The organism is Myxococcus sp. MxC21-1 (assembly GCF_032612255.1).
In the GTDB taxonomy this organism is placed as follows: Bacteria; Myxococcota; Myxococcia; order Myxococcales; family Myxococcaceae; genus Myxococcus; species Myxococcus virescens.
Map to the genome: position 1 here is coordinate 8,896,504 of NZ_CP123278.1, position 19,285 is coordinate 8,915,788.

Here is a 19,285-nt window from a genome sequence, read left to right on the forward strand (position 1 = left end):
TGCAGGCCACAGCGCATATGCCCCCTCCGAATTCTACCTTCGAACAAATGGCAACGCCTCCGCCTGTGCCACCCCAGAGCGCCCGCTCACGAGAGGCCAGTTCCATGGGACTTGCGCAAGCGTGCGTATTCAAGGCATGCCAGCAGAAACGCAGTTGGCCTCGCAGCGCTGGCACGCGCACAGGTTCCACCATGTCCAGCTGACGGAGTGTCGCCGCGCCACCCAAGCTGTGGGTCACGGTTCTCAAGCTCACGGAGAAACGAGTCAGGTCGGGGCCGCGCACGGACCGCCGCTGTCGCGGCGCAGGGTCAGGAAGCGTTGCCCCTGTTGCCGCAGCAGATGATTCCTCGTCATCGGCACGTTCCAAGCCATCACCTCCTCGTGGTCTCATCTCTTGAAACGGGAATGGTTCTGGAAATTACATATGGATTCACGCTGGAGTTGGATGGGCAGTCCGCTCCGAGGCACGACGTGGCCACTGAGCGACCATGCACCGCGAGGGTCACCGCCCACGATGAGCAGCAGGGGCTCCGGACAGCGGTATTGGGTGGACAGCGCGATGGCATCAAGCTGCCGCAGGTCCGCCGCGCTTGGCGTCGGCTCGGCATGGGGATGGAAATGCCACTCCCCCAGGTAGTGATCTCCACGTGACGCCCAACGGCGCTCCAGCCACGCCTGGAGCCCTCGGGTGCCACGCTGAAACCACGTAGGCCCCCGCTTCGAATCCGGGGGAGGTCCTGATGCAGCACTCACCAAGGCGCAGTCGAGCGCGTCGGCATACCGGCCAACAAGAATGCCTCCCGTTTCGAGACGCCCTGCAACCCGGCAGAGATAGAGCAAACGGCTGACAGTCGCAGCGGGAATGCGCACGCGGAAACGCGCATCCTCCGAACAGAGCTCAAGGTGCCGCATGGGATTCATGAAGGGACACATGCCGGACCCCTCGAAAGCACACGCCCTGCTCATCCCGTTCGTAGACATCGAGTCGTGCGGCGGGACGCTCTGTCACGGCGGCAACCAACGACTTCACCGCGATGGCTGCCGCCAGCACGACATCATCGGACCGGGCAGGAAAAACAGGATGCCAACACCCGACGCCCTCTCGGGGGAGCACTGTGCGCCGGATTTCCTCATGGTCGCGGCGAATCCACTCCTGGGCCTGGGCCCAGTACGCGTCCGACGGAAAGCGGTCTCCCATGGCGTTGAAGCACAGCAATCGCCGGGCACCTACGCCGAAGGAGGCCGAGAAGAAATGGCAGGATACGCTGGGACTCAGCCGCCCCAACACTTCAATGACTTCGTCGGAGGCCGTGCAGTCAATGATCGTCTCACACTGCCCAACGAGCTCTGGAAGTGGCAAACCTCCCACCCTCAATGTTTGGCGAAACGACTGTGCACGCAAGTCTGGATTGAGGTTCCGCAGCCGAGCAGCGAGCGCATGGGCCTTGGAATAGCGCACGGAACCGAGGTCCAGTGAGTGACGGACGAGATTGCCTGCCTCAAGGTCATCACCATCCAGGATGGCCAGGCGAGACACGCCGCCACGAACGAGCAACTCCGCCACGCTCGAGCCCAACGAGCCAGCGCCGAGCAGCGCAACCCATCTCCCACGAAGCACCTCTGGCAATGCTCCTCGACTCCGAAGGTCGGAAGCGGCCCAGTTGTCGGTTCGTATCCAATCGATGGGCAATGACCGCTGGAACATCACCGCCTGGTCGTGACGCCAGTAATTCTGCTCCGTGCGCCGGAATCCACGCGGCGCGATGTCTCGATACGCGAAGCGCGGCAATCGCATCGCCCACCAATGCAGGCGCGCCGAGGGAGCCCCTTGGGTTTCCGGAATGGGGAATCCCAGAAGACAGAGATGACGCTCACCATCTCGGAGACGAGTGGCCAGCCCATGCAGGGCGTCACGCAGGCTCCATTCGAACTGGTGAGCCGCCGCCTCCAGTTCCGTCCAGAGCACTGGAGGCGCATACGGTGGCAGCACCGGAATCTGTCGACACCGCAGCCACGGAACCCGAAAGCGCCGCCTCTTGTGAACGCGACGAAGCAGGTCCCCCCATTCGAAAGAAAACAGCCAGCGCCCATCGATTGTATAGAACGCCGTCGCGGCGAATACACGAGGATTGCCCGGCAGCGGCGCCAGCTCGACCCAGCCCTGCGTTTCTTCAATCCTTTCCCAAGTCGCGAGCGACTCCGCGTCCTCACGGAACACCACCTGAGTCGAATCCATGTGTGGCAAGGCCGGTAACTCGAACGGAGCCCCATTCGGCAGAAGCTGGCCACGCGCAGCGTCCTCCAGCCACTCCCGGGCCCGGGCAATGTGCCATCCCAGCCTCGATGCAGCATCAAGCGGCTCTTCATCCCGGGCCCGAAGCCCCAGTGCGGCAAGCCCGGTCTGCAGACACAGCTTGCCGTCCCGCCAGGGCCTCGTCTCGGGTCCGCGCCGATTCAGGTTCTGGTGGGGACGCGTCTCCTCGATTCCCCCTTGCTTCGACGGATGGACATCGATGTCTCCCAAGGGGTAGCTCGCATCAACGAGCACGTGCCAAGGCGTCCACTCCGGAATCGTGCTGCCTTCCGTGTTCGCGCGAAGCCGCAGTGGTAGCACCCAGCATTGCGCTTCCGGGTGCCACTGTATGTCGGCGAGCAAATCCACGTCAGCGCCCCCATCCAACGCGCGCCGTCCCATCCGAAGCGCATCCGTCAACTCGGGAGCCTCACTCACGTGCGAACCGGCCTCCCCCCACGGTGCCCGGACCGCCTTCATGTTTGGAGAAGCCTCCCTTCGAGGGAGAGCCGCCCCCTCCTGCATCGGGCGCGTTGGGGAACTTGTCGCCGAAGAGTTCCCTCCACAGTGGTGCGGCCGCCTGGGCATCTGGAGCATCGAACGCCTGTCGCGCCGTCTGCGAGGCCTTCACGACTTGAGCGTGAAACTTCGCGAAGTCCGAGCCGGAAATACGCGCCATGACATTCTGGTCAACGCCACGGTCCGGGGAGTGGGGTGACTGATGCGCCGCCGCATGAATGGCGTATCGCTGCGCGAAATTCTCCAGCGTCCGGACGACCCCTTCCGCGACCGAGGTGATTCCATCCGGGCAGCAATCACCGATGAGGTGTTCGAGCGGGTAGCTTTTGGGCCGTTCCGGTAGTTCATCCAGGTGAACGAGTCGCCACCACTTGAGCGCCTTGACGACGTTGACGAAATGCCGCGAACACCGGGCATTCTTCTGGCTGGTCCAGGTCAACTGCGCGAGCGGATGCGTGTCCTGCCAGGCTCCCGCGTCACGGTCAGGAATGCGAAGCCGCTGCGACCTCCAAAGTGAGGCTGACTCCTCGACGACCTTCAGCAGGGATTGGTCCGTGTCCTCGTCGGCACGCAACTGCCCTTCACTCTTGGCCAACTCACTGTAGACGCCGGCTTCCGCTTCCGACGGTGCAGCGGTGATGACCAGGTCCATTTCGACGTACGACAACTCGATACCAAAAGAGCGGCCCTGCTGCCGATACTTGCCGGCGTAGTGCTGGTCCAGAAAGGGCTTGAAGCAAGCCATCGCCTGCGCGGGCGTGAATTCGGACTCCTTCATTCGGGTCACGACGATGAGGTCGACGTCGGCCCTCTTGCCATCCTTCGGACGGACTGCCGTGCGCCGCTTGTAACTCCCCTGCAGGAACAAGCTCACGAACCCAGGTGAGAGCTTTTCGTCGGCCAGGAGGCGCTCCTTCAGCGTCGAGTGCCCGGTAATCATGTCCTGGCGCTGAGCTGCCGTAGGACGAATGCCCTGGAGGAAGTCTTCGAAATAGGTGGGAAGTGGAAGTGCCATGTCACATTAATCACGCAAGACATGGCAATCATTACCTGCCGAATTTCAGACTAAATTCAGCAAGGACTCGGTACCACCAGCCGTGCCGCAGGGTCACCGAGGAGCACGTAGTTCGTAACGTCGTGCCGCTCCAGCCACAGCAAGGCTCTCTCCATCGCATCCGTCGAAGTCGGATGTCCTCTGGACACAGCCTCGGCCTCCGCCTGGTACTGCTTGCGGAGACGTTCGTCCGCCTGCCTGGCGAAGCGGGACAATGTCTCGAGCGCCGGCCCCGCCCGGTGTCCATCCACCAAACTGGACAGCACAGCTTCCAGCCTGTGCGAATGGGATCGTCCTGTCGAGGCGTCGTGAAAGGCATGGGTCCAGGCAAGGTCCATGTGAGCCACCACTGCCAGCGGCCCCTTCGGATTGGCCAAGGCGGCCTGTGGCAGCGCGGCCATGAAGGGCTGACCGTCTACGGGCCTTGAGCGAATGAGCGCAGCCAGCTCTCGCGGAGGAACCACACCCTCTCTCACGAGCTGCTCCATCCAAGGGAGGTACACGCTCCGCACGGGCGTGCCAGCTCCAAAGCATGCGAAATAGAACCAGATGCCGCCTGGAAGAAATGGCCGCTGCCGGATGTCCGACGCCGTCAAGGTCTGCCCCGCGCCGAGTGACAAGTTCCCCTGGACGTGCCGCTGCTCCGCCGGACTTGCCCATCCCTGCGCGCTGCCGCCGATGCCATGGCTCAAGCTGAAGAGCAAAGTTGGTTCCGACTCCCCCGCCAGCTCCAGAAGCCGGTTCGCAGAACCCATTCGAAGCTTCTCTTGAACCAACGCGCTTGCTGGAAAATACCCCCGCCCCCGAGCATCGCCGCAGCGTCGCCCCACGACCGAAACGATATACTCCTGGCCAACGCGTACAGCAGTCGTCCCATCATCCACGGAAAGGAAAAGGACGCGAGCCTTGCGAGTGGGCGCCACGGACTGCTCGCTCTCGACGACCTTGCTGGAGTAGGCCGCGTAGTCTTCGTCCTCGGCGAAGGCCAAGCGCCCGACGAAACAAGCGCCATCGCCCGTCAGCGACTCCTGAAGCTCCAGCGACAGGTCCTCTGGACTGCCCGCGAGCAGGACGTACCGAGGGTGCTCGCGGGTGGGCCTTGCGCGAGGATGCAGCACACGGTCCCTGAAGTCGTGCGCCCTCGTACTGTCCAGCCCGGGCGGCACCGCATGGATATCGACCACCGCGCCTTGCTGCGCGCTTCGCAGCTCACACAACGGGGCGAGGTTGGCCGCGATGCGTGCGCCGCGCGCCCCACTGGGGACCAGCAGCGCCCATCGCTGCTGCGGCAGCGAATCAGGCTCGGCAGCCATGTTGGACAGATGCGTGGGCGTGGAGAGAGGAACCGGACGCGGAGCCCTCCACAAGGACTCAGGCGACAGTGGCGCATCCAACACCTGACTCCCATCCTCCGCAGAAGCGAGCAGGAGACTCAGCGTCACTTCGTCTCCTCCCGCCTTCCGGAGCGAGTGGTTGCCGAACCGGATGGATCCCCCCCCGTGTTGGTATCCGTACTGAAAGGGGGGAGCTGATACAGGACCCGGGCACCCTCGATGTTCATCTGCGCAACGAAGCCATCAAGCTCGGAGAGGGAGCCTTGAACCGCGAAGATGGCCTGGGTGGAATCGTCCATTGCCCCGTAGGCCTTGAACGTCTCAGTCTCTTCAGACTTGACGATGTAAACGACCCGACCTTTTGGGGGATACCCGTCGAAGAAGGGCTGACCATTCCACTCGGAGAACTCTTGTACCGGCACCGTAGGACCTTGCATGTTTCCCTCTCTGCATCAATCGACCGCGCTGCCCGCGGCACGAGCACTCACTCGAAGACAAGGACTGCGTTCACCCACTCCGAATCGCCTCCCGCGCTCAGCCACTGGAGGCGCTCGTCGCGGACCGCCACGGCCAGACTCGCCCCCGCGAGGACGCGATCGCGCACGGCACCGAAGAAGGCGGATGAGTCCAGGTCCGGAATCGGGTGCGTGGCGGCCAGAACCGCTCGCGCTCCCGCAGCCAGGAAGGCACTGGGTAGACTTCCAGCGCGATGGAGCGCCGCGTTGGGCCGCCCCCCCTCACATGCCGCAAGCACGACGAGCGGCGCACCGGTAAGTTGGCTGGCCCGGATGCTGTCCTCGAACAGCGTGTCCCTCCCATCCGCACCAGGAGCGAGAAGCAGGTAGGCGAAGTTCGAATCAGGATCCACCTTCCCATGTGTCGCCAAATCAATCTCGGTGGCAGTCGAGATGGCCTCGAGTACCTGGGTCGGCGTTGCCGCCAGATCTCTGAGAAACCGAGCCTCGGCCCCAGGCGCAGTGCGCGGCAACCACTGCAAGGGCACTTCGTTTCGCTCCTCGCTGTAACGCACCTCGTTCACGACCAGGTGCGTGCCCGGACCTGCTGGAGGCGGAGGCGCTGCGGCGCGAGTGCGGTAGCGCCAAGCGATACCCGGCGGCAGGAGCCCTGAGCGTCCTTGCAAAGGAGGTCGTGCCAGGACGTCCACCAAGGTGCACGACTGGAGCGCCGCCAACATCTCCGGTGGGACGGCCCCCTCCATACTCGCTGCCTCGAATCTGCTGCTTCGCAACGGCACGTATGCACTCAGGAGTTGCCCCTGAGCGCCGCGAGCAACCAGCAAGCTGCGCTCGGTGTCCGCTGTGAGCCCCAGCACGCACCTGGCGGGCGTCTCGAAGCCCAGTTCGGCACCAAACCGGGCCAGCGCAGCGATGAAGTCCCCGGTGTCGGCATCCGCGAAGATGAGGGAGGTGTAGCTATACGCGCGCGCATGTGCCGCTGAGACGCCATCCAGCGGAAGGGCCTCTGCTTGCCGAATGGCCTCGTCCAGGAGCATTCGCCCACGCGCCGGGTCAACCTCCACGAGAAAGCGACCATGAAGGAACTTCGCATACGCACGCTGCCCAGGAGTGTTGCCTGGTTCCCGAGCCAACGCCTGCTCCACCATGAGGGCATCACGTGGCGAGCGGCGTGTTCGTGCGACGTCCACCAGCGCCGCGACTCCATGCTGTGTCAGGGGCAGACCTGTATCCATTGCCCGGTCCAGGGAAGCCCGCGCCTCATCCAGTTCGAGCGCCCAGATGGCGAGGTGCGCCAGGTTCTGGTGGATATTGCGAGTGCTCCACTTATCGCCCTCAGCCATCAACAGCGCTTCCCCGTAATAGGCGCGGCCTAGAGTCACGTCCGCAGCCTGGCGCGCGACATTCCCCAAGGCCTGGAGCATGACGCCTTCAAGGTCCCACTGGTTCGGCCTCGCCAAGGCCAGCCCATCACGGGCGTGCTGCGCGGCGGCGTTGACCCGAAAGAGCCAGCTCTTCACGTGCGACAGGTCGTTCTCGATGAAGATGCATCGGTAGACGAGCCGTTCCCGGCGGCAGATGTCGAGTGCCTGCTCCAACGGTGCAAGCGCCTCTTTGTAATGCTCCTGCTGACGTTCGAGCATCGCCTGTGCCTGAAGTCCCAAGACCCGAAACCAGGGGTCTTCATCGTGCTGGGTTCGGCGCACCAGCTCGCTTGCGTAGGCAGGCAGGCGCTGCATGACATGCGCGAGTGCCCCCAGCGCCAGGTCCGTCTCGTCCGAGGTCAAGAAGCGCTGGAGCAAGACATCCTGCTCACTCTCGGGGATACGGCCCGAGATGAGCCTTGCGTACTGCTCCGCCAGGGGAGCACGACGAGAGAAGTCCCGTGCGGCGACCTGATGAACATAGTCAGCCAGAACGGTGCCACTACCCACGGACGCATCGAGCCGCTCTGCCAGAGGCAACAGCGCGAGCACGTCCGTCGAGGAGGTCCGCGCACGCACCGCATGGTAGAAGTCGCGACGCAGCAACGGGACATCGACGAAGGTCAACGCCCTCGCGAGCTCTTGGGCGCCACGATTGATGAGGTCCGCGCCCGTCTGGTCCGCGGCCAGCCAGCGTTCCTTGCGGCGCAGTGTGCTCGACAGTCTGGCCCTTCGGTCACGCGCCTCACTGCGCCACCCCTCGTCGGTTTCTCGGTGCTCGAACTCCGTCAGGTCCTTCATCGCCGAGAGTGGAAGCCCCAGGTCACGATAGACGAGGCTGCGATTCCACAATGCCTGCACATGGCCAGGCTGCATGGCGAGCACCGTGTCGAAGAGACGCAACGCCTCCCTGAGTTCTTCCGTCGCTCTTGCGGCATCCAGCGGCTTCGACGCGACGTAGTGGGCCACTCCGAGGTCACAGAGCACATCCGCGGATTGCCACCGCAGGTCGCCCCTCATTCCTTCCAGGATCGCCTTAGCGCTGGAAGGCTCGGGGACACCCGTTGCCAGATAAGCGACCGCGAGCTGATGAAGATCTCCGCGTTTCTCCAACTCGCTCAGCAACGCGAGTGAGCGGTTTGGTCCAGAGCGCGCGGCCGCGCCGCCCATCATCACCTGAGGCGGCCGCCGGTACCGGTCCGCCGCCAGATATGTGACGCGCGCCTCCAGCGTCCGCTGAGGTTGCGCCCACAGTTCCGGCAACGCGCGAGGTGCCTGTGGCCGCAACGTTCCCAACAGAATGAAGGCAACGGCCACCATGGAAGCAAGCGCGAAACCGCCCGCCATCCAGCGGTTCCGAGGCAGCGCATGCCAGGGAATGTCCACCGGCCCATGTCGCTCGATATAGCCTCGTCCGAGTTGGTCAAGCTGCAAGAGTCGAGTCAGCTCGACCTGACACTTCTCACAATCCGCCAGGTGCTGACCAAACGCCTGGGCCTCCATGGGTGGAAGATCCCCATCCGCGAAGGACTGGAGCTGGTCGCAGGGAGAGGAAGACATCAGTGGGTTCCCTCATCAACGTAAGGCTTGAGCAGTTCGCTGAGCCGCTGACGCGCGTCAAACAGTCGCTTGGCCACGGTGCCGGGAGAGACGCCTAGCTTCAAGGCAATCTCCTGGTTGCGCAGCCCCTGAGATCGAAGCAGGAAGGTAAGGCGCTGCTGCTGAGGGAGCTTTCCGATGGCCCAATCGAAACGCTCCTCGGTAATCCGTTCGTAGGTCGCGCCGCTCGCCCCTTGCTGTGCCAAGGTCCAGCGAGTAATCGTCGGATCGCCCTCTGCCTTCTTCCGACCCATGGCCCCTCGAATCAGGTCATAGAAGTGATGCGTCATGACCTTGATGAGCCAGCCTTCGGCTGGCCCGTCCTTGGGCTCGCTCGGCGCGGCTTCGTAATGCTCGATGAAGCGCAACAAGGTTTCCTGCACGAGGTCCTTGGGGTCAATCCCGACCGCGCCCCGGCAGAGCTTTTCGGCAGTGGGCATCAAACGCCCGTAGTACCTCTCATGCCACTCGTCGAAGTTGCTGGCCACGGTCTCCCCGGCGCTCGTCATGACAGCGTCCCTTGCTGCTCCCGAATAGGAAAACGCAGGTCATCTGGAATGTTACGTGGGACTCTGCGAATTTCCGGGGCCTTTAGCGGCGGCGGGCCGGTTGACCTTGAACGCCACCATTCCAGGGTACCTCCACGTATCCTTCCACCTTGCGAAAATTGAAGAGCTTGAGCGTCGCGTGTACTTTCGGGTTGTAGGCCCTGCCCAGTGCTGCCGCGAGGCTGGCGGGGCCCGTCATCGCAAGCCATATCTCCTTGATGAAGGGAAGCTCTTGGTGGATGCGATCAAGGTATCCGCGAAACTCAGCCACGGCACGGGCTGTGTCCTGGGGTCCTCTCACCACCGTAGGTGAAGGCCCACGTGCGGCCACAAGCCTGACCCATCCGGGCGGCGTCGCGCATCTCAACCATTCCTCCATATCTTCGGAACGAATGGCCGGCTGAACCTCCACCGTCATGACGACACGCCCACCCGCCTCAACACACGAGGCAAGATCTGGCCAGGCTTCCAGCCGGAAGAAGGGCTCCCCTTCAGGCAACGGGAGCTCGGAGTCATAGCCACATGACCAGACACCACTCTGGCCGCGCTGCTGCTGGTAGACGCGAACCTTGCGCCGTGCCAGGCCCCACCCGAGGTGGAACATGAGAGGAAGCGGCGCGCAGCCAAAGAGGTCCACGTGGGAGACACGCGCTCCCAGCGCAGAGACAAGCTTGTCGGCCTGGTCGATGGCGCTCTGCCACTCCCTTCGCTTCGACGGCAGGCCGTCCGCGACGCGACCGAGTGGCCGTAGCAACACGACATCCGGCTCAGGCCCCAAACGGCCCTCCAGGGCTTCCGCGATACCGGAGGTCGACACGTCGAAGTTTACTTCGTAGGCCACGACTACCTCCCTCCGCACCGAGGCTGGAAGCCCATGCTCCTCGGAGAAGAGCCATCTCTGCCCTGGTGGGACTTTCTCCGGAGTCACGACGAAGAGCTGGAGAGAAGCCCAGTCGAGTGTACTGACACTCAGTGAGGCATGCGCCGCCTGGAATGATTTTCTCACCGAGGTTTTCTCGCGATAGAGCGACGAGTGAAACGCCCGGGTCACGCGAATCGAACCATCGATGGACAGCGGCATCTGTGAGGCAATGACTGCCGGAATGCCCATCTGGTGAAGGTCGTGTGCCACTCCGCCAAGCATTTTGCCCGCCTCACCGGGGTTCCCACCGTGACACGCGCTCAACACCACGGCCTGAATGTCGTCCCTGAATTCCCCCAGCACATCCACGAGCATGTTTCCATGGATGCGCAATTCCCTTCCGGGCCGATGGTGGTCGTCCCAGCAAAGGCCAAATGAGCCTCCAGGTACAGGGCCGCCGTGGCACAGGAAATGAAGGACGCGATAGGGACGGCGCTCAACCTTAGCTTGCCGCAATTTGTCCCGGAGAGAGTCCAGTGTGACATGCGCCAGGACGTCCTTCGCCCGATCGAACTCGGGGCATGCGTGCTGAATCTCGGCGAGGTGATTATCCTCAGATACTCCGTCCGCGGCGTCCGACCAGGCGAAGAGCAACCGCCCCGGTGCCCCTGATACACGCGCTGAAGAATCCGCCGTCTCCCATTCGAACGAAAGAGGGCAGGGCTCAAGAGATGCAAGCCGCATGTTGTTCCTGAGCAGAGTCAGTGCCCATGGGAGACTGAACAACTCCAGTGCATTGAATCTCAAATGCAGCCCAATGGGCCAACCGCGGCTCTTCGCATCGAGGATTTCATCTTCATAGGCGGACCACCCACCCAGCGCCTTCAAGACGTCTTCAAGGAAATCTCGCAACACCCTCCCCATCTTCTTTTGGGCATTGGGGCTGGGCGTCGGGGTCAGGAACTCTGGTCTCAACTCCTCAACGAGGCCCCATTGGAAGGTCGCGGCGCCCGTCTTTCCATTTGCGTCCCTTGCGATGTACTGCCTTGGTTGACCGTCGAATGCGTATGGCGCGCTCACTGCGGCCGGACTCATCAACTCAAGAGTCAATTCGATTCCAGTTGGCCTTGTCATGGACACCTACCGAACCGGGAAGTCCGTTCCCAGGAGTTCTCGCCAGAGCGCAAGTGCTTCGACCGTGTATCCCGAATACTCCAATTCCAGTGCTCGCTTGGACACACGCACGGCTTGCGTCAACCGCTGGTGCGCTTGAACGAGGCGTCCCTGATGAATCCAACTGGTAATGGTTGGTCCAGAGCTTCCAGGGACAGGGCACTGATTCAAAATATTGGCGCACACATAATCAAACAACTGCGCCAGTCCCTCCGCGTAGCTCTTATCCCCTAGCGAGTGGGTCACTCCTCGGCAGGCCAAGACTTCTAGGAGAAATGAAGGCACCGGCTTGTCGTGGCGAACATTCCAGCGCTTGATGGCCTTGATCCAAGGTTTCAGCTTCTTCTTCGCTACGTCATTCGCATCGTCGCACGCTTCCTGATGCTTGCGAGGATTACTGCGAATCCATTGACCGGCTCGCCTATCTGGAATCAGGTAGCCCCCCTGTTCCCACGGATCGTAGAGCGCAGGAACAACATCGAAGCCGATCTCGGTCCCAGTGAAATTGATATTGACCGAGCGATTCTGGAGTCGCGTTTCCTTATCATGGAACTCCGCACGGAGCGCCCGTTGCACGCGGGCTAGCGCATCCTCAGGTTCAGGTGGATTCCTTCCATCATCTGCAAGAACGAGGAAGAGATCGATATCGTGGAGTGGTCGAATCGCCGTGTTCCGACCATAGGACCCTGAAATAAAGGACTCGGTGGGCCGCAACTGTCGGCGCATTGCGTTGAAGACGTACTGCTCTTGTCGCGTTGCATCTCGTGCGTCTCCATCATGGAGACGCAGGGAGTTCATGAACGTCTCGAATGCCTGAGCAACCGTCAGCATGGGCAATATGGCCTCCTTCGCCATAAAGAACGATGGAGTGCCTAGAAATTACGAGGTGGCCCCTACAGCGGCTTCGAGGGTGGGCATGTCATCCCCTACCTGTAGGGTCCCTACCCTTCATGACCTCCGTCTTCGACCTCATCCTTCGCAGGCTGGTGCAAGGCCATCCCGAGCAACTGCTGCTCCTCCTCTTCGGCGGACAGACACCGGCCTTCGTCCGAATGGCTGACTCCAGCCTCCCCCAATCCGAACGGCGAGCGGACACGGTCATGGTCCTGGAAGCGAACGGGGTGCGCTTCGCCGTCGACATCGAAATCCAGGCACAGGCAGACCCACACTTCGCCGCGCGGCTGCTGGACTACACAGTCCGCATTCACCTCCGGGAGAAACTGCCGGTGCTTCCCGTCGCCATCTACCTCGTACCGGAAGCCGAGGGCGCACCACCGCCATATGGCTTCGACTGCCCCGGAATTCGCGTCCTCACCTTCGATTTCCAGGTGGTTCGCCTGTGGGAAGTGGACTACCTCCAGCCCGCCTTGCAAGCAGCCGTAGCCCTGCTCCCCCTGTCTGTCCTGGAATCGCGCGCGGGGCCCGAGCGAATCGCGTGGGCCGAGCTCCGCATCCGTCAGGCACCAAGCCTTTCGACGGAGGAACGCCTAGACTTGCTCGTGGTACTCGGCACGCTGGCGTCCCGCCGGTTCGGGCAGGACAGGCTCAGTCAGCACTTGAGGAACATCATGATTGATTCACCTTTCTGGGAAGAGCAACGCGCACTGGAGAGAAAACGAGTCGAGGTGCACGAGCGCGTCGAGACGCTGTTGACCTTCGCCAACGTACGCGGGATTCCCCAGCCGCCCGATGCCGAGGAACGCCTCTCCCATCTCGGCGCCACGGCCCTGAAAGCCCTCGTCAACAAGGCCCTCGCCACCCCAGACACCGCGGCCACCGAGCTGCGCGCCGTCCTCACGCGCCAGGGGCACTGAGCTCACCCACTACTCCTTCACCGCGCCCGCCGTAAGCCCGGACACAATCCGCCGCTGGAACAACACCGTCAGCGCCACCAGGGGCAGCGTGGCCACCACGGAGGCCGCGGCAATCTCCCCCCAGGGCTCACGGTACTCGCTGGCGAACAGGCTGATGGCCACGGGCACGGTGCGCTTCTCCGGCGTGGAGAGGAACGTCAGCGCATACAGGAACTCATTCCACGCGAAGATGAAGACGAGAATCGCCGTCGTCGCGAGCCCCGGCGCGGCCAAAGGCAGCAGCACCTGCCGGAAGGCCTGGAACGGCGTGCAGCCATCCACGCGCGCCGCGCGGTAGAGCTCGTCGGGCAGCGCGCGGAAGAACGACGTCAGCACCCACAGCGTCAGCGGCAACGCGAACGTCGCATACGGCAAGGCCAGTCCCACCAGGCTGTCTCGCAGCCCCACCGTGCGCAGAATCAGATACAGCGGACTCACCGTGGCAATCGGCGGGAACATGCTCACCGCCAGCGCCGCGCTCAGCAGCAACCCCTTGCCACGAAACTCCAGCTTCGCCAGGGCGAACGCCGCCGCCGCCCCCACCGTGAGACAGAAGCCCGTGGTCAGCGCCGCCACCACCAGCGAGTTCAACACCACGCGCAGGAAGGGCCGGCCCCACAGGACGCTCGCGTAGTTCTCCAGCGTCAGGTGCGAGGGCCACGGCCGGGTCAGCTCGCCATCCGGCCACAGGCTCGTCAGCACCTGCCAGCAGAAGGGCCCCAGGAAGAAGGTCAGGAACGCCACCACCGCCAGCGCGGTGCCCAGCCCTGGCCGCTTCATCGCGCCGCCTCCTCACGCCCCAAGAGCCGCAGCCACACCGCCGCCAGCAACACCACGCACAGGAAGGTCGCCACCGACAGCGTGCTCCCGTACCCGAAGTCCCCCGAACGCATCAGCGTCTTGTACGCGTAGATGCTCAGCGTCTCCGTCGTGTTCGCCGGCCCGCCCTCCGTCAGCACGTAGATGGCGTCGAACACCCGGAACGCATCCAACGAACGGAACAGCAACGCCAGCAGCAGCGCCGGCTTGAGCAACGGCAGCGTTATCGACACAAAGGTCCGCCACGGCGAGGCCCCGTCCACCCGCGCTGCTTTGTACAGGTCCTCGGAGATGCCCTGCAGGCCCGCGAGCACCAACAGCGCCACGAAGGGCGTCGTCTTCCACACGTCCACCAGGATGGCCGCGTGCAACGCATACCCGGGTGCCCCCAACCAGTTGATGTCCTGCCCGGGGAGCAGCCGGTTGATGACGCCGTACTCGGGGTTGAACATCCACGCCCACAGCCGAGCGCTCACCACGGTGGGAATCGCCCACGGCACCAGCACCGACGCGCGCAGCAGCCCCCTTCCAGGGAACGCCTTCTGAAGCAGCAACGCCAACGGCACCGCGAGCAACAACTCCACCGTCACCGCCACCGCCGTGAAGTACGCCGTGTTCCCCAGCGCCGCCCAGAAGCGCGAATCCCCCAGCAGGTACGCGTAGTTCTCCAGCCCCGTGAAGCGCCGCTCGCCAAAGACGAGGATGAAGCGGTGCAGGCTCAGCCACACCGCGGCCAGGATGGGGTACAGCGCCACGCCCCCCAGCACCAACACCGCCGGCGCCACCAGCAGGTACGCCTGCCTCCGCTCCCGCGCCAGCGAGCCCCTTGGATTCATCGCCGCGCCTCCCCGGAGGGGCCGCCACCACCAACGCGCCGCACGCATCCAGGGCGCCACCACCCGCCGCCATCGCGCCAGCGCGCCGCGACCCACCTTCGCTGAAACGGTGCGCGCTCACGGCCCCTCCCCCGTCAGATGGTCCACCTGCCGCTGCGCGCGCTTCAGCGCGGCCTCGGGCGTGCGCAGCCCGGCCACGGCGGCGGAGAACTCGCTCTGGAGCACATCCGAAATCAGGTTGTAGTACGGCGTCACCGGCCGAGGCTTCGCGCGCTCCACCATGGGCAGCAACCCGGCGATGAAGGGCGCCTCCTCGCGCAGCCGCGCATCCTGGTACACGGCGGGCCGCGGCGGGTTGCGCGCGTAGTTCAGCGCCAGCACCCGGTTGGCCTCCGGGGACGTGAGGTGCGCAATCAGCCGCGCCGCCAGCTTCCTCCGCTCCGGCGACACATGGGCATTCACAGCCAGCTGCCACCCGCCCAGCGCCCCCGACCCCGGCTCACCTCTCACCGTCGGCAACGGGGCGATGCCCACCTTGCCGCGAATCGGTGAGTCCGGCTTCTGCGCCTCGCTCCACGCATACGGCCAGTTGCGCATGAACACCGCGCGCCCCTCCTGGAACACCCGCCGCGACTCCTCCTCCGAGAAGCCCGTCACCGTCGCGGGCGACACCCCGCGCTCCACCAGCCCTCGCAGATACGCGAGCGCCTCGCGCGCGGGCGCGTCATCCAGCAGCACCCGCCCATCCTCCGACAGCGCCCGGCCGCCGTGCCCCCACAGCGCCTCGTACACATTGCAGGACAGGCCTTCGTACTGCCGCCCCTGCCACACGTAGCCCTGGAGCCCGGGCGTCTTCGCCATCGCCTCGCGCGCAAAGCGCTCCAGCTCCGCGTAGGTGCGCGGCGCGCGCGGCACCAGTCCGTGCGGTAGTAGAGCAGCCCCACGTCCAGGTACCAGGGCACCGCGTACGTGCGCCCCTCCACCACCACGGCCTCCACGGGGCCGGGGAAGAAGTCCTCGCGCAGTCGCTCAGGCGGGAACTCCGCGGACAGGTCGGCAATCCACCCAGCGCGCGCGAACTCGGGCACCCAGACGACGTCCACCACCAGCACGTCGAAATCCCTCGCCCCGCCTTCCAGCGCCGTGAGGAAGAACTGGTGCGCCAGGTCGGACGCGTTGGGCAGCGCCTCCGTGACGAGCTCCACCCCGGGTTCTCCCGCTCGAAGCGCGCCAGCAGCTCGCGGAACGGCTCCGGCGGCCCCCACAGCGGCTGATACTTGAAGACCAGCCGCGTGCGGCCCCGGCCTCGCCCGCCGCGTCCTGCCGCCGGCAGCCCCAGACGCCCAGGCCCACGACGAGGCCCAGCGCGAGCACGATGGAGGAGACGCGTCTCATGCGCAGGCATGACTCCAGCCACCCCCACCCCCGTCAAGCCCGGGAATCCAGGGTCGGTCCGCGCGTCAACATCCCGGAAGTCTTGCACACTGAATGAAAACAAACCTTCCAGGCATCCATGCGCGTCCTGCAAAAACAATCACGCCCGATGAGTCATCATGAACCAAGGGAGAGCCACGATTCGCTTGGACGCTGTCTCAGCGGTATTCTCATCCAGGCAGGAACAACTGGGAGGGGGAAGCGATGAAACAGCAGCCTCGGGATTGGCAGTGCGGAGCCCACCGGGCCCACTTCGAGGAGCCGGACACCCTGGTCGCGGAGTTCAACGGCCTCATCACCCTGGAAGAGGTGAAGGAGGTGGTGACGCTCTACCAGCAGACGGCCACCGACCATGGCCAGTACTACCTCATCGCGGACATCGGCCGCTCGCAGCTCGAAGCAGCCGGCCGCAGGTACATGTCGGAGAAGGCCAGCTCCGACTGGTACCACGCCATCCTCTATGTCGGCGCCGACATCGTCATGCAGACCTTCGTCAAGGCCATTGCCCTGGCGCTGCTCTTCACCGGCAAGTCGACCTTCGAGACGGTGTTCGTGAAGACGCAGGACGAAGCACGCGCCTGGGTGGCCCAGCACCGGCTCCGGCTCAAGAGCAAGGCAGGCTAGCAGGTCAGGAAATCCACGCCCAAATTGACAGGCATGTATCTCGCGCTATTCCCTGGTGGGCGTTATGCTCACCAGGGTTTCTGGAGGGAGTGACATGCAGCAACTGGAATGGACATTCGGTTCCCACTCGGTGCGCTACGAGGCGCCCGACGTCGTGCAGGCGACCTTCGTCGGCCCCATCGACCTGGATGAAATCAAGCGCGCGGTCGACGTGTACGGGGAGATTGCCCAGCAATACGGGCCCTACTACCTGATCGCCGACATCGGCCGCTCCCAGCTGGGCGCGGAGCCCCGGCGCTACCTGTCGGAGAACGGCAAGGCGGACTGGTTCAAGGGCACCGTGTACGTCGGCGCGGACGTGGTGCAGCAGACCTTCGGCAAGGTCATCGCGCTGGGCATGCTCTTCACCGGCAAGGCGCGCTTCGAGACGACCTTCGTGAAGGACCACGAAGAGGCGCGCGCCTGGGTGGCGCAGCACCGCCAGAAGAACAAGAAGAAGCTGGGCTGAGCCTCCGCCCGATTTCCCCCCCTCATGCCCTGGAGTCCTGACCACCGCCATCCGGTGGGCACGCTCCAGGTGCGCCCTCAGTCCGCCCAAATGACGCGCGCTGAGTGAACCTCTGCACACTGCCTGGCCCTTGCCACATTTTTACTGGAATCAAACGTCAGTACTGGAAACCAGTGAAGATGAAAAAGTGTGCCCTTGCTGGCAATAAAGCCAGAATTCGTTGTATAGGCGGATTAGGGGAGCCCCACCCTGCCCGGTCGTTCCTCGCTGGCTCCCCACACCCCTGACCCACCGCCTGTAGGGGCCTGGCCCCTCCATTGCCATTCACCCGTTGCAGACGAACCGCGTGCCGGGGGGCCGCGCTCGTCTGGCGAGCCACGCCATGCCTGTGTCCGTGCAAAAGCAGGAAGAGACCGGAGTCCCAGCCCACGCGTCCGCGGGCCGTTGTCCCCACCTGGGTGCCCAGTACAACCCGTTCACGGGCCCCCACGCGGAGGACCCGCACGCCTTCTTCGAGAAGCTGCGCAAGGACGAGCCCGTCAGCTTCAGCCCCATGCTGAACATGTGGCTGGTCAGCCGCTACGAGGACATCTCCCAGGTGCTGAAGAGCCCGGCGCAGTACTCCAACCGGGACATGCTGGCGAGCGGCACCCACCTCACGGACGAGGCCAAGGCCATCCTGGACCAGGGCTTCCCCACCGCGCACGTGCTGCTGGGCATGGACCCCCCCGAGCACACCCGCCTGCGCCGCCTGATGAACCGGGGCTTCACCGCGCAGCGCATCGCCGGCATGGGCCCCTTCATCCGGGAGATGGCCACCACCCTGGTGGACCGCTTCTCCCAGGACGGTGAGGCGGACCTGGTGAAGCAGCTCGCCTGGCCGCTCCCCGTCCACGTCATCCTCGGCGTCATGGGCGTACCGCAAGAGGACGTCTGGAAGATCAAGCGCTGGAGCTCCGACTGGCAGCAGCTCGTCTTCGAGTACGTGGCCCCCGAGCTCCAGGTGGAGATGGCGAAGGGCGTCATCGAGTTCCAGCAGTACTGCATCCGCCTCATCGAGGACCGGAAGAAGAACCCGCAGGAGGACCTCACCAGCTACCTGGTGGCCGTGGAGAGCGACGGCGAGGCCCTGACGATGCACGAGCTGGTCATGGCCGTGGGCGCGTCCATGCTGTCGGCCGGCCATGAGTCCACCACCGCGCTGATGGCCAACGCCTGGAGGCTGGCCCTGCAGCATGGCCTGTGGCAGCGGCTGCGCGACAACCGCGACCTGGTGCCGAAGTTCCTCGAGGAGTCCAGCCGCTACGACTCCGTCTCCCACGCCATGATTCGCACCGCGAAGGAGGACGTGGAGCTGGGCGGGGTGAAGATTCCCCAGGGCTCACGCCTGCTGCTCCTCTTCGCCGCCGGCAGCCGGGACGAATCCCTCTGCCCCCATTCCAGCAAGCTGGACGTGGACCGGGAGAAAGTGCCGCAGCACCTCACCTACGGCCGCGGCACCCACTTCTGCCTGGGCGCGCCCCTGGCCCGGCTCCAGTTCGAAATCACGACCAACATCCTCCTGGACCGGCTGCCGGACCCGAAGCTCGTCCCCGGCCAGGACTTCGGCACCTGGCAGAGCCTGGTGCTGCGGCAGATGAAGCACCTGAAAGTGGAGTGGACCCCCACCTGAGCCCACCCACCCGGGAGTGAACGAGGGCCTGGCGACCGACACCGGTCTCCAGGCCCTTGTCATGTCCGGAGACCCGCGATTTCCAGCGCCAAGCGGATGATTTCCTACAAAGAAGGGTAGAAACCCACCCCACTTTGAGTGAATGGGCGGGACAAATCAGACCCCCATGGGGTACAGGATGACCCGAACAGGCGCGCTCACTCTGGAACACGTGCATTCCAGAAAGAATTTTCTTGCCTCACCACCCATTTCCGCGC

The 19,285-nt window shown here is 64.3% G+C and carries 15 protein-coding genes and 1 pseudogene; 4 read left to right on the forward strand and 12 right to left on the reverse strand.

Features of this window, described 5'->3' with window-relative positions:
- Nucleotides 1–387 precede the first annotated feature (387 nt).
- The 9 genes from QEG98_RS42610 to QEG98_RS40150 form a co-directional block, all read right to left on the reverse strand.
- Nucleotides 388–981, reverse strand: coding sequence for a Mov34/MPN/PAD-1 family protein (locus QEG98_RS42610; RefSeq protein ID WP_410477912.1), 594 nt, complete (start codon nt 979–981; stop codon nt 388–390).
- A complete protein-coding gene (locus tag QEG98_RS40115) occupies nt 899–2,662 on the reverse strand; it encodes a ThiF family adenylyltransferase (RefSeq protein ID WP_316565114.1) in 1,764 nt (587 codons plus the stop codon). Before QEG98_RS40115 ends, QEG98_RS42610 begins: the two co-directional genes overlap by 83 nt.
- 61 nt (nt 2,663–2,723) lie before the next feature.
- The gene (locus tag QEG98_RS40120) at nt 2,724–3,827 is read right to left on the reverse strand and encodes an SMODS domain-containing nucleotidyltransferase (protein WP_011557205.1); all 1,104 of its coding nucleotides are present in this window, start codon (nt 3,825–3,827) and stop codon (nt 2,724–2,726) included.
- 56 nt (nt 3,828–3,883) lie between these two features.
- Entirely contained in the window at nt 3,884–5,179 is a 1,296-nt protein-coding gene (locus QEG98_RS40125) for a hypothetical protein (protein WP_316565115.1), read from the reverse strand.
- Nucleotides 5,180–5,304: 125 nt separating this feature from the next.
- A complete protein-coding gene (locus tag QEG98_RS40130) occupies nt 5,305–5,637 on the reverse strand; it encodes a hypothetical protein (protein WP_316565116.1) in 333 nt (110 codons plus the stop codon).
- A gap of 47 nt (nt 5,638–5,684) precedes the next feature.
- Entirely contained in the window at nt 5,685–8,603 is a 2,919-nt protein-coding gene (locus tag QEG98_RS40135) for a CHAT domain-containing protein (RefSeq protein WP_316565117.1), read from the reverse strand.
- Between the two features lie 56 nt (nt 8,604–8,659).
- Entirely contained in the window at nt 8,660–9,187 is a 528-nt protein-coding gene (locus QEG98_RS40140) for an RNA polymerase sigma factor (protein WP_225909644.1), read from the reverse strand.
- A 103-nt stretch (nt 9,188–9,290) separates the two neighbouring features.
- Nucleotides 9,291–11,189 (reverse strand): SAVED domain-containing protein, encoded by a 1,899-nt coding sequence (locus QEG98_RS40145; RefSeq protein ID WP_316565118.1) that lies wholly within the window; start codon nt 11,187–11,189, stop codon nt 9,291–9,293.
- A gap of 60 nt (nt 11,190–11,249) precedes the next feature.
- On the reverse strand, nt 11,250–12,113 hold the full coding sequence (locus tag QEG98_RS40150) for a nucleotidyltransferase (RefSeq protein WP_316565119.1): 864 nt from the start codon (nt 12,111–12,113) through the stop codon (nt 11,250–11,252).
- Between the two features lie 269 nt (nt 12,114–12,382).
- On the opposite strand from QEG98_RS40150, the gene QEG98_RS40155 reads away from it, so the two are divergent.
- Nucleotides 12,383–13,096, forward strand: a complete 714-nt coding sequence (locus QEG98_RS40155; protein ID WP_316565120.1) for a hypothetical protein — start codon at nt 12,383–12,385, stop codon at nt 13,094–13,096.
- Nucleotides 13,097–13,105: 9 nt separating this feature from the next.
- Here the strand turns inward: QEG98_RS40155 and QEG98_RS40160 are convergent, their stop codons facing one another.
- The 3 genes and pseudogenes from QEG98_RS40160 to QEG98_RS40170 all read right to left on the reverse strand — a co-directional run bounded on the left by QEG98_RS40160 (nt 13,106) and on the right by QEG98_RS40170 (nt 16,055).
- The gene (locus tag QEG98_RS40160) at nt 13,106–13,915 is read right to left on the reverse strand and encodes a carbohydrate ABC transporter permease (protein ID WP_090495615.1); all 810 of its coding nucleotides are present in this window, start codon (nt 13,913–13,915) and stop codon (nt 13,106–13,108) included.
- Complete coding sequence (locus QEG98_RS40165; protein WP_090495616.1) at nt 13,912–14,790, reverse strand: carbohydrate ABC transporter permease; 879 nt, start codon at nt 14,788–14,790, stop codon at nt 13,912–13,914. The genes QEG98_RS40160 and QEG98_RS40165 overlap by 4 nt, the downstream gene beginning before the upstream one ends.
- 117 nt (nt 14,791–14,907) lie before the next feature.
- Nucleotides 14,908–16,055 (reverse strand): annotated as a pseudogene (locus QEG98_RS40170) (ABC transporter substrate-binding protein).
- A 373-nt stretch (nt 16,056–16,428) separates the two neighbouring features.
- On the opposite strand from QEG98_RS40170, the gene QEG98_RS40175 reads away from it, so the two are divergent.
- From QEG98_RS40175 to QEG98_RS40185, 3 genes are all read left to right on the forward strand, one after another.
- A complete protein-coding gene (locus tag QEG98_RS40175; protein WP_011557215.1) occupies nt 16,429–16,848 on the forward strand; it encodes an STAS/SEC14 domain-containing protein in 420 nt (139 codons plus the stop codon).
- A 94-nt stretch (nt 16,849–16,942) separates the two neighbouring features.
- The gene (locus tag QEG98_RS40180; protein WP_174257193.1) at nt 16,943–17,356 is read left to right on the forward strand and encodes an STAS/SEC14 domain-containing protein; all 414 of its coding nucleotides are present in this window, start codon (nt 16,943–16,945) and stop codon (nt 17,354–17,356) included.
- A 394-nt stretch (nt 17,357–17,750) separates the two neighbouring features.
- Nucleotides 17,751–19,028, forward strand: coding sequence for a cytochrome P450 (locus QEG98_RS40185; protein ID WP_316565121.1), 1,278 nt, complete (start codon nt 17,751–17,753; stop codon nt 19,026–19,028).
- The last annotated feature ends 257 nt before the right edge of the window (nt 19,029–19,285 follow it).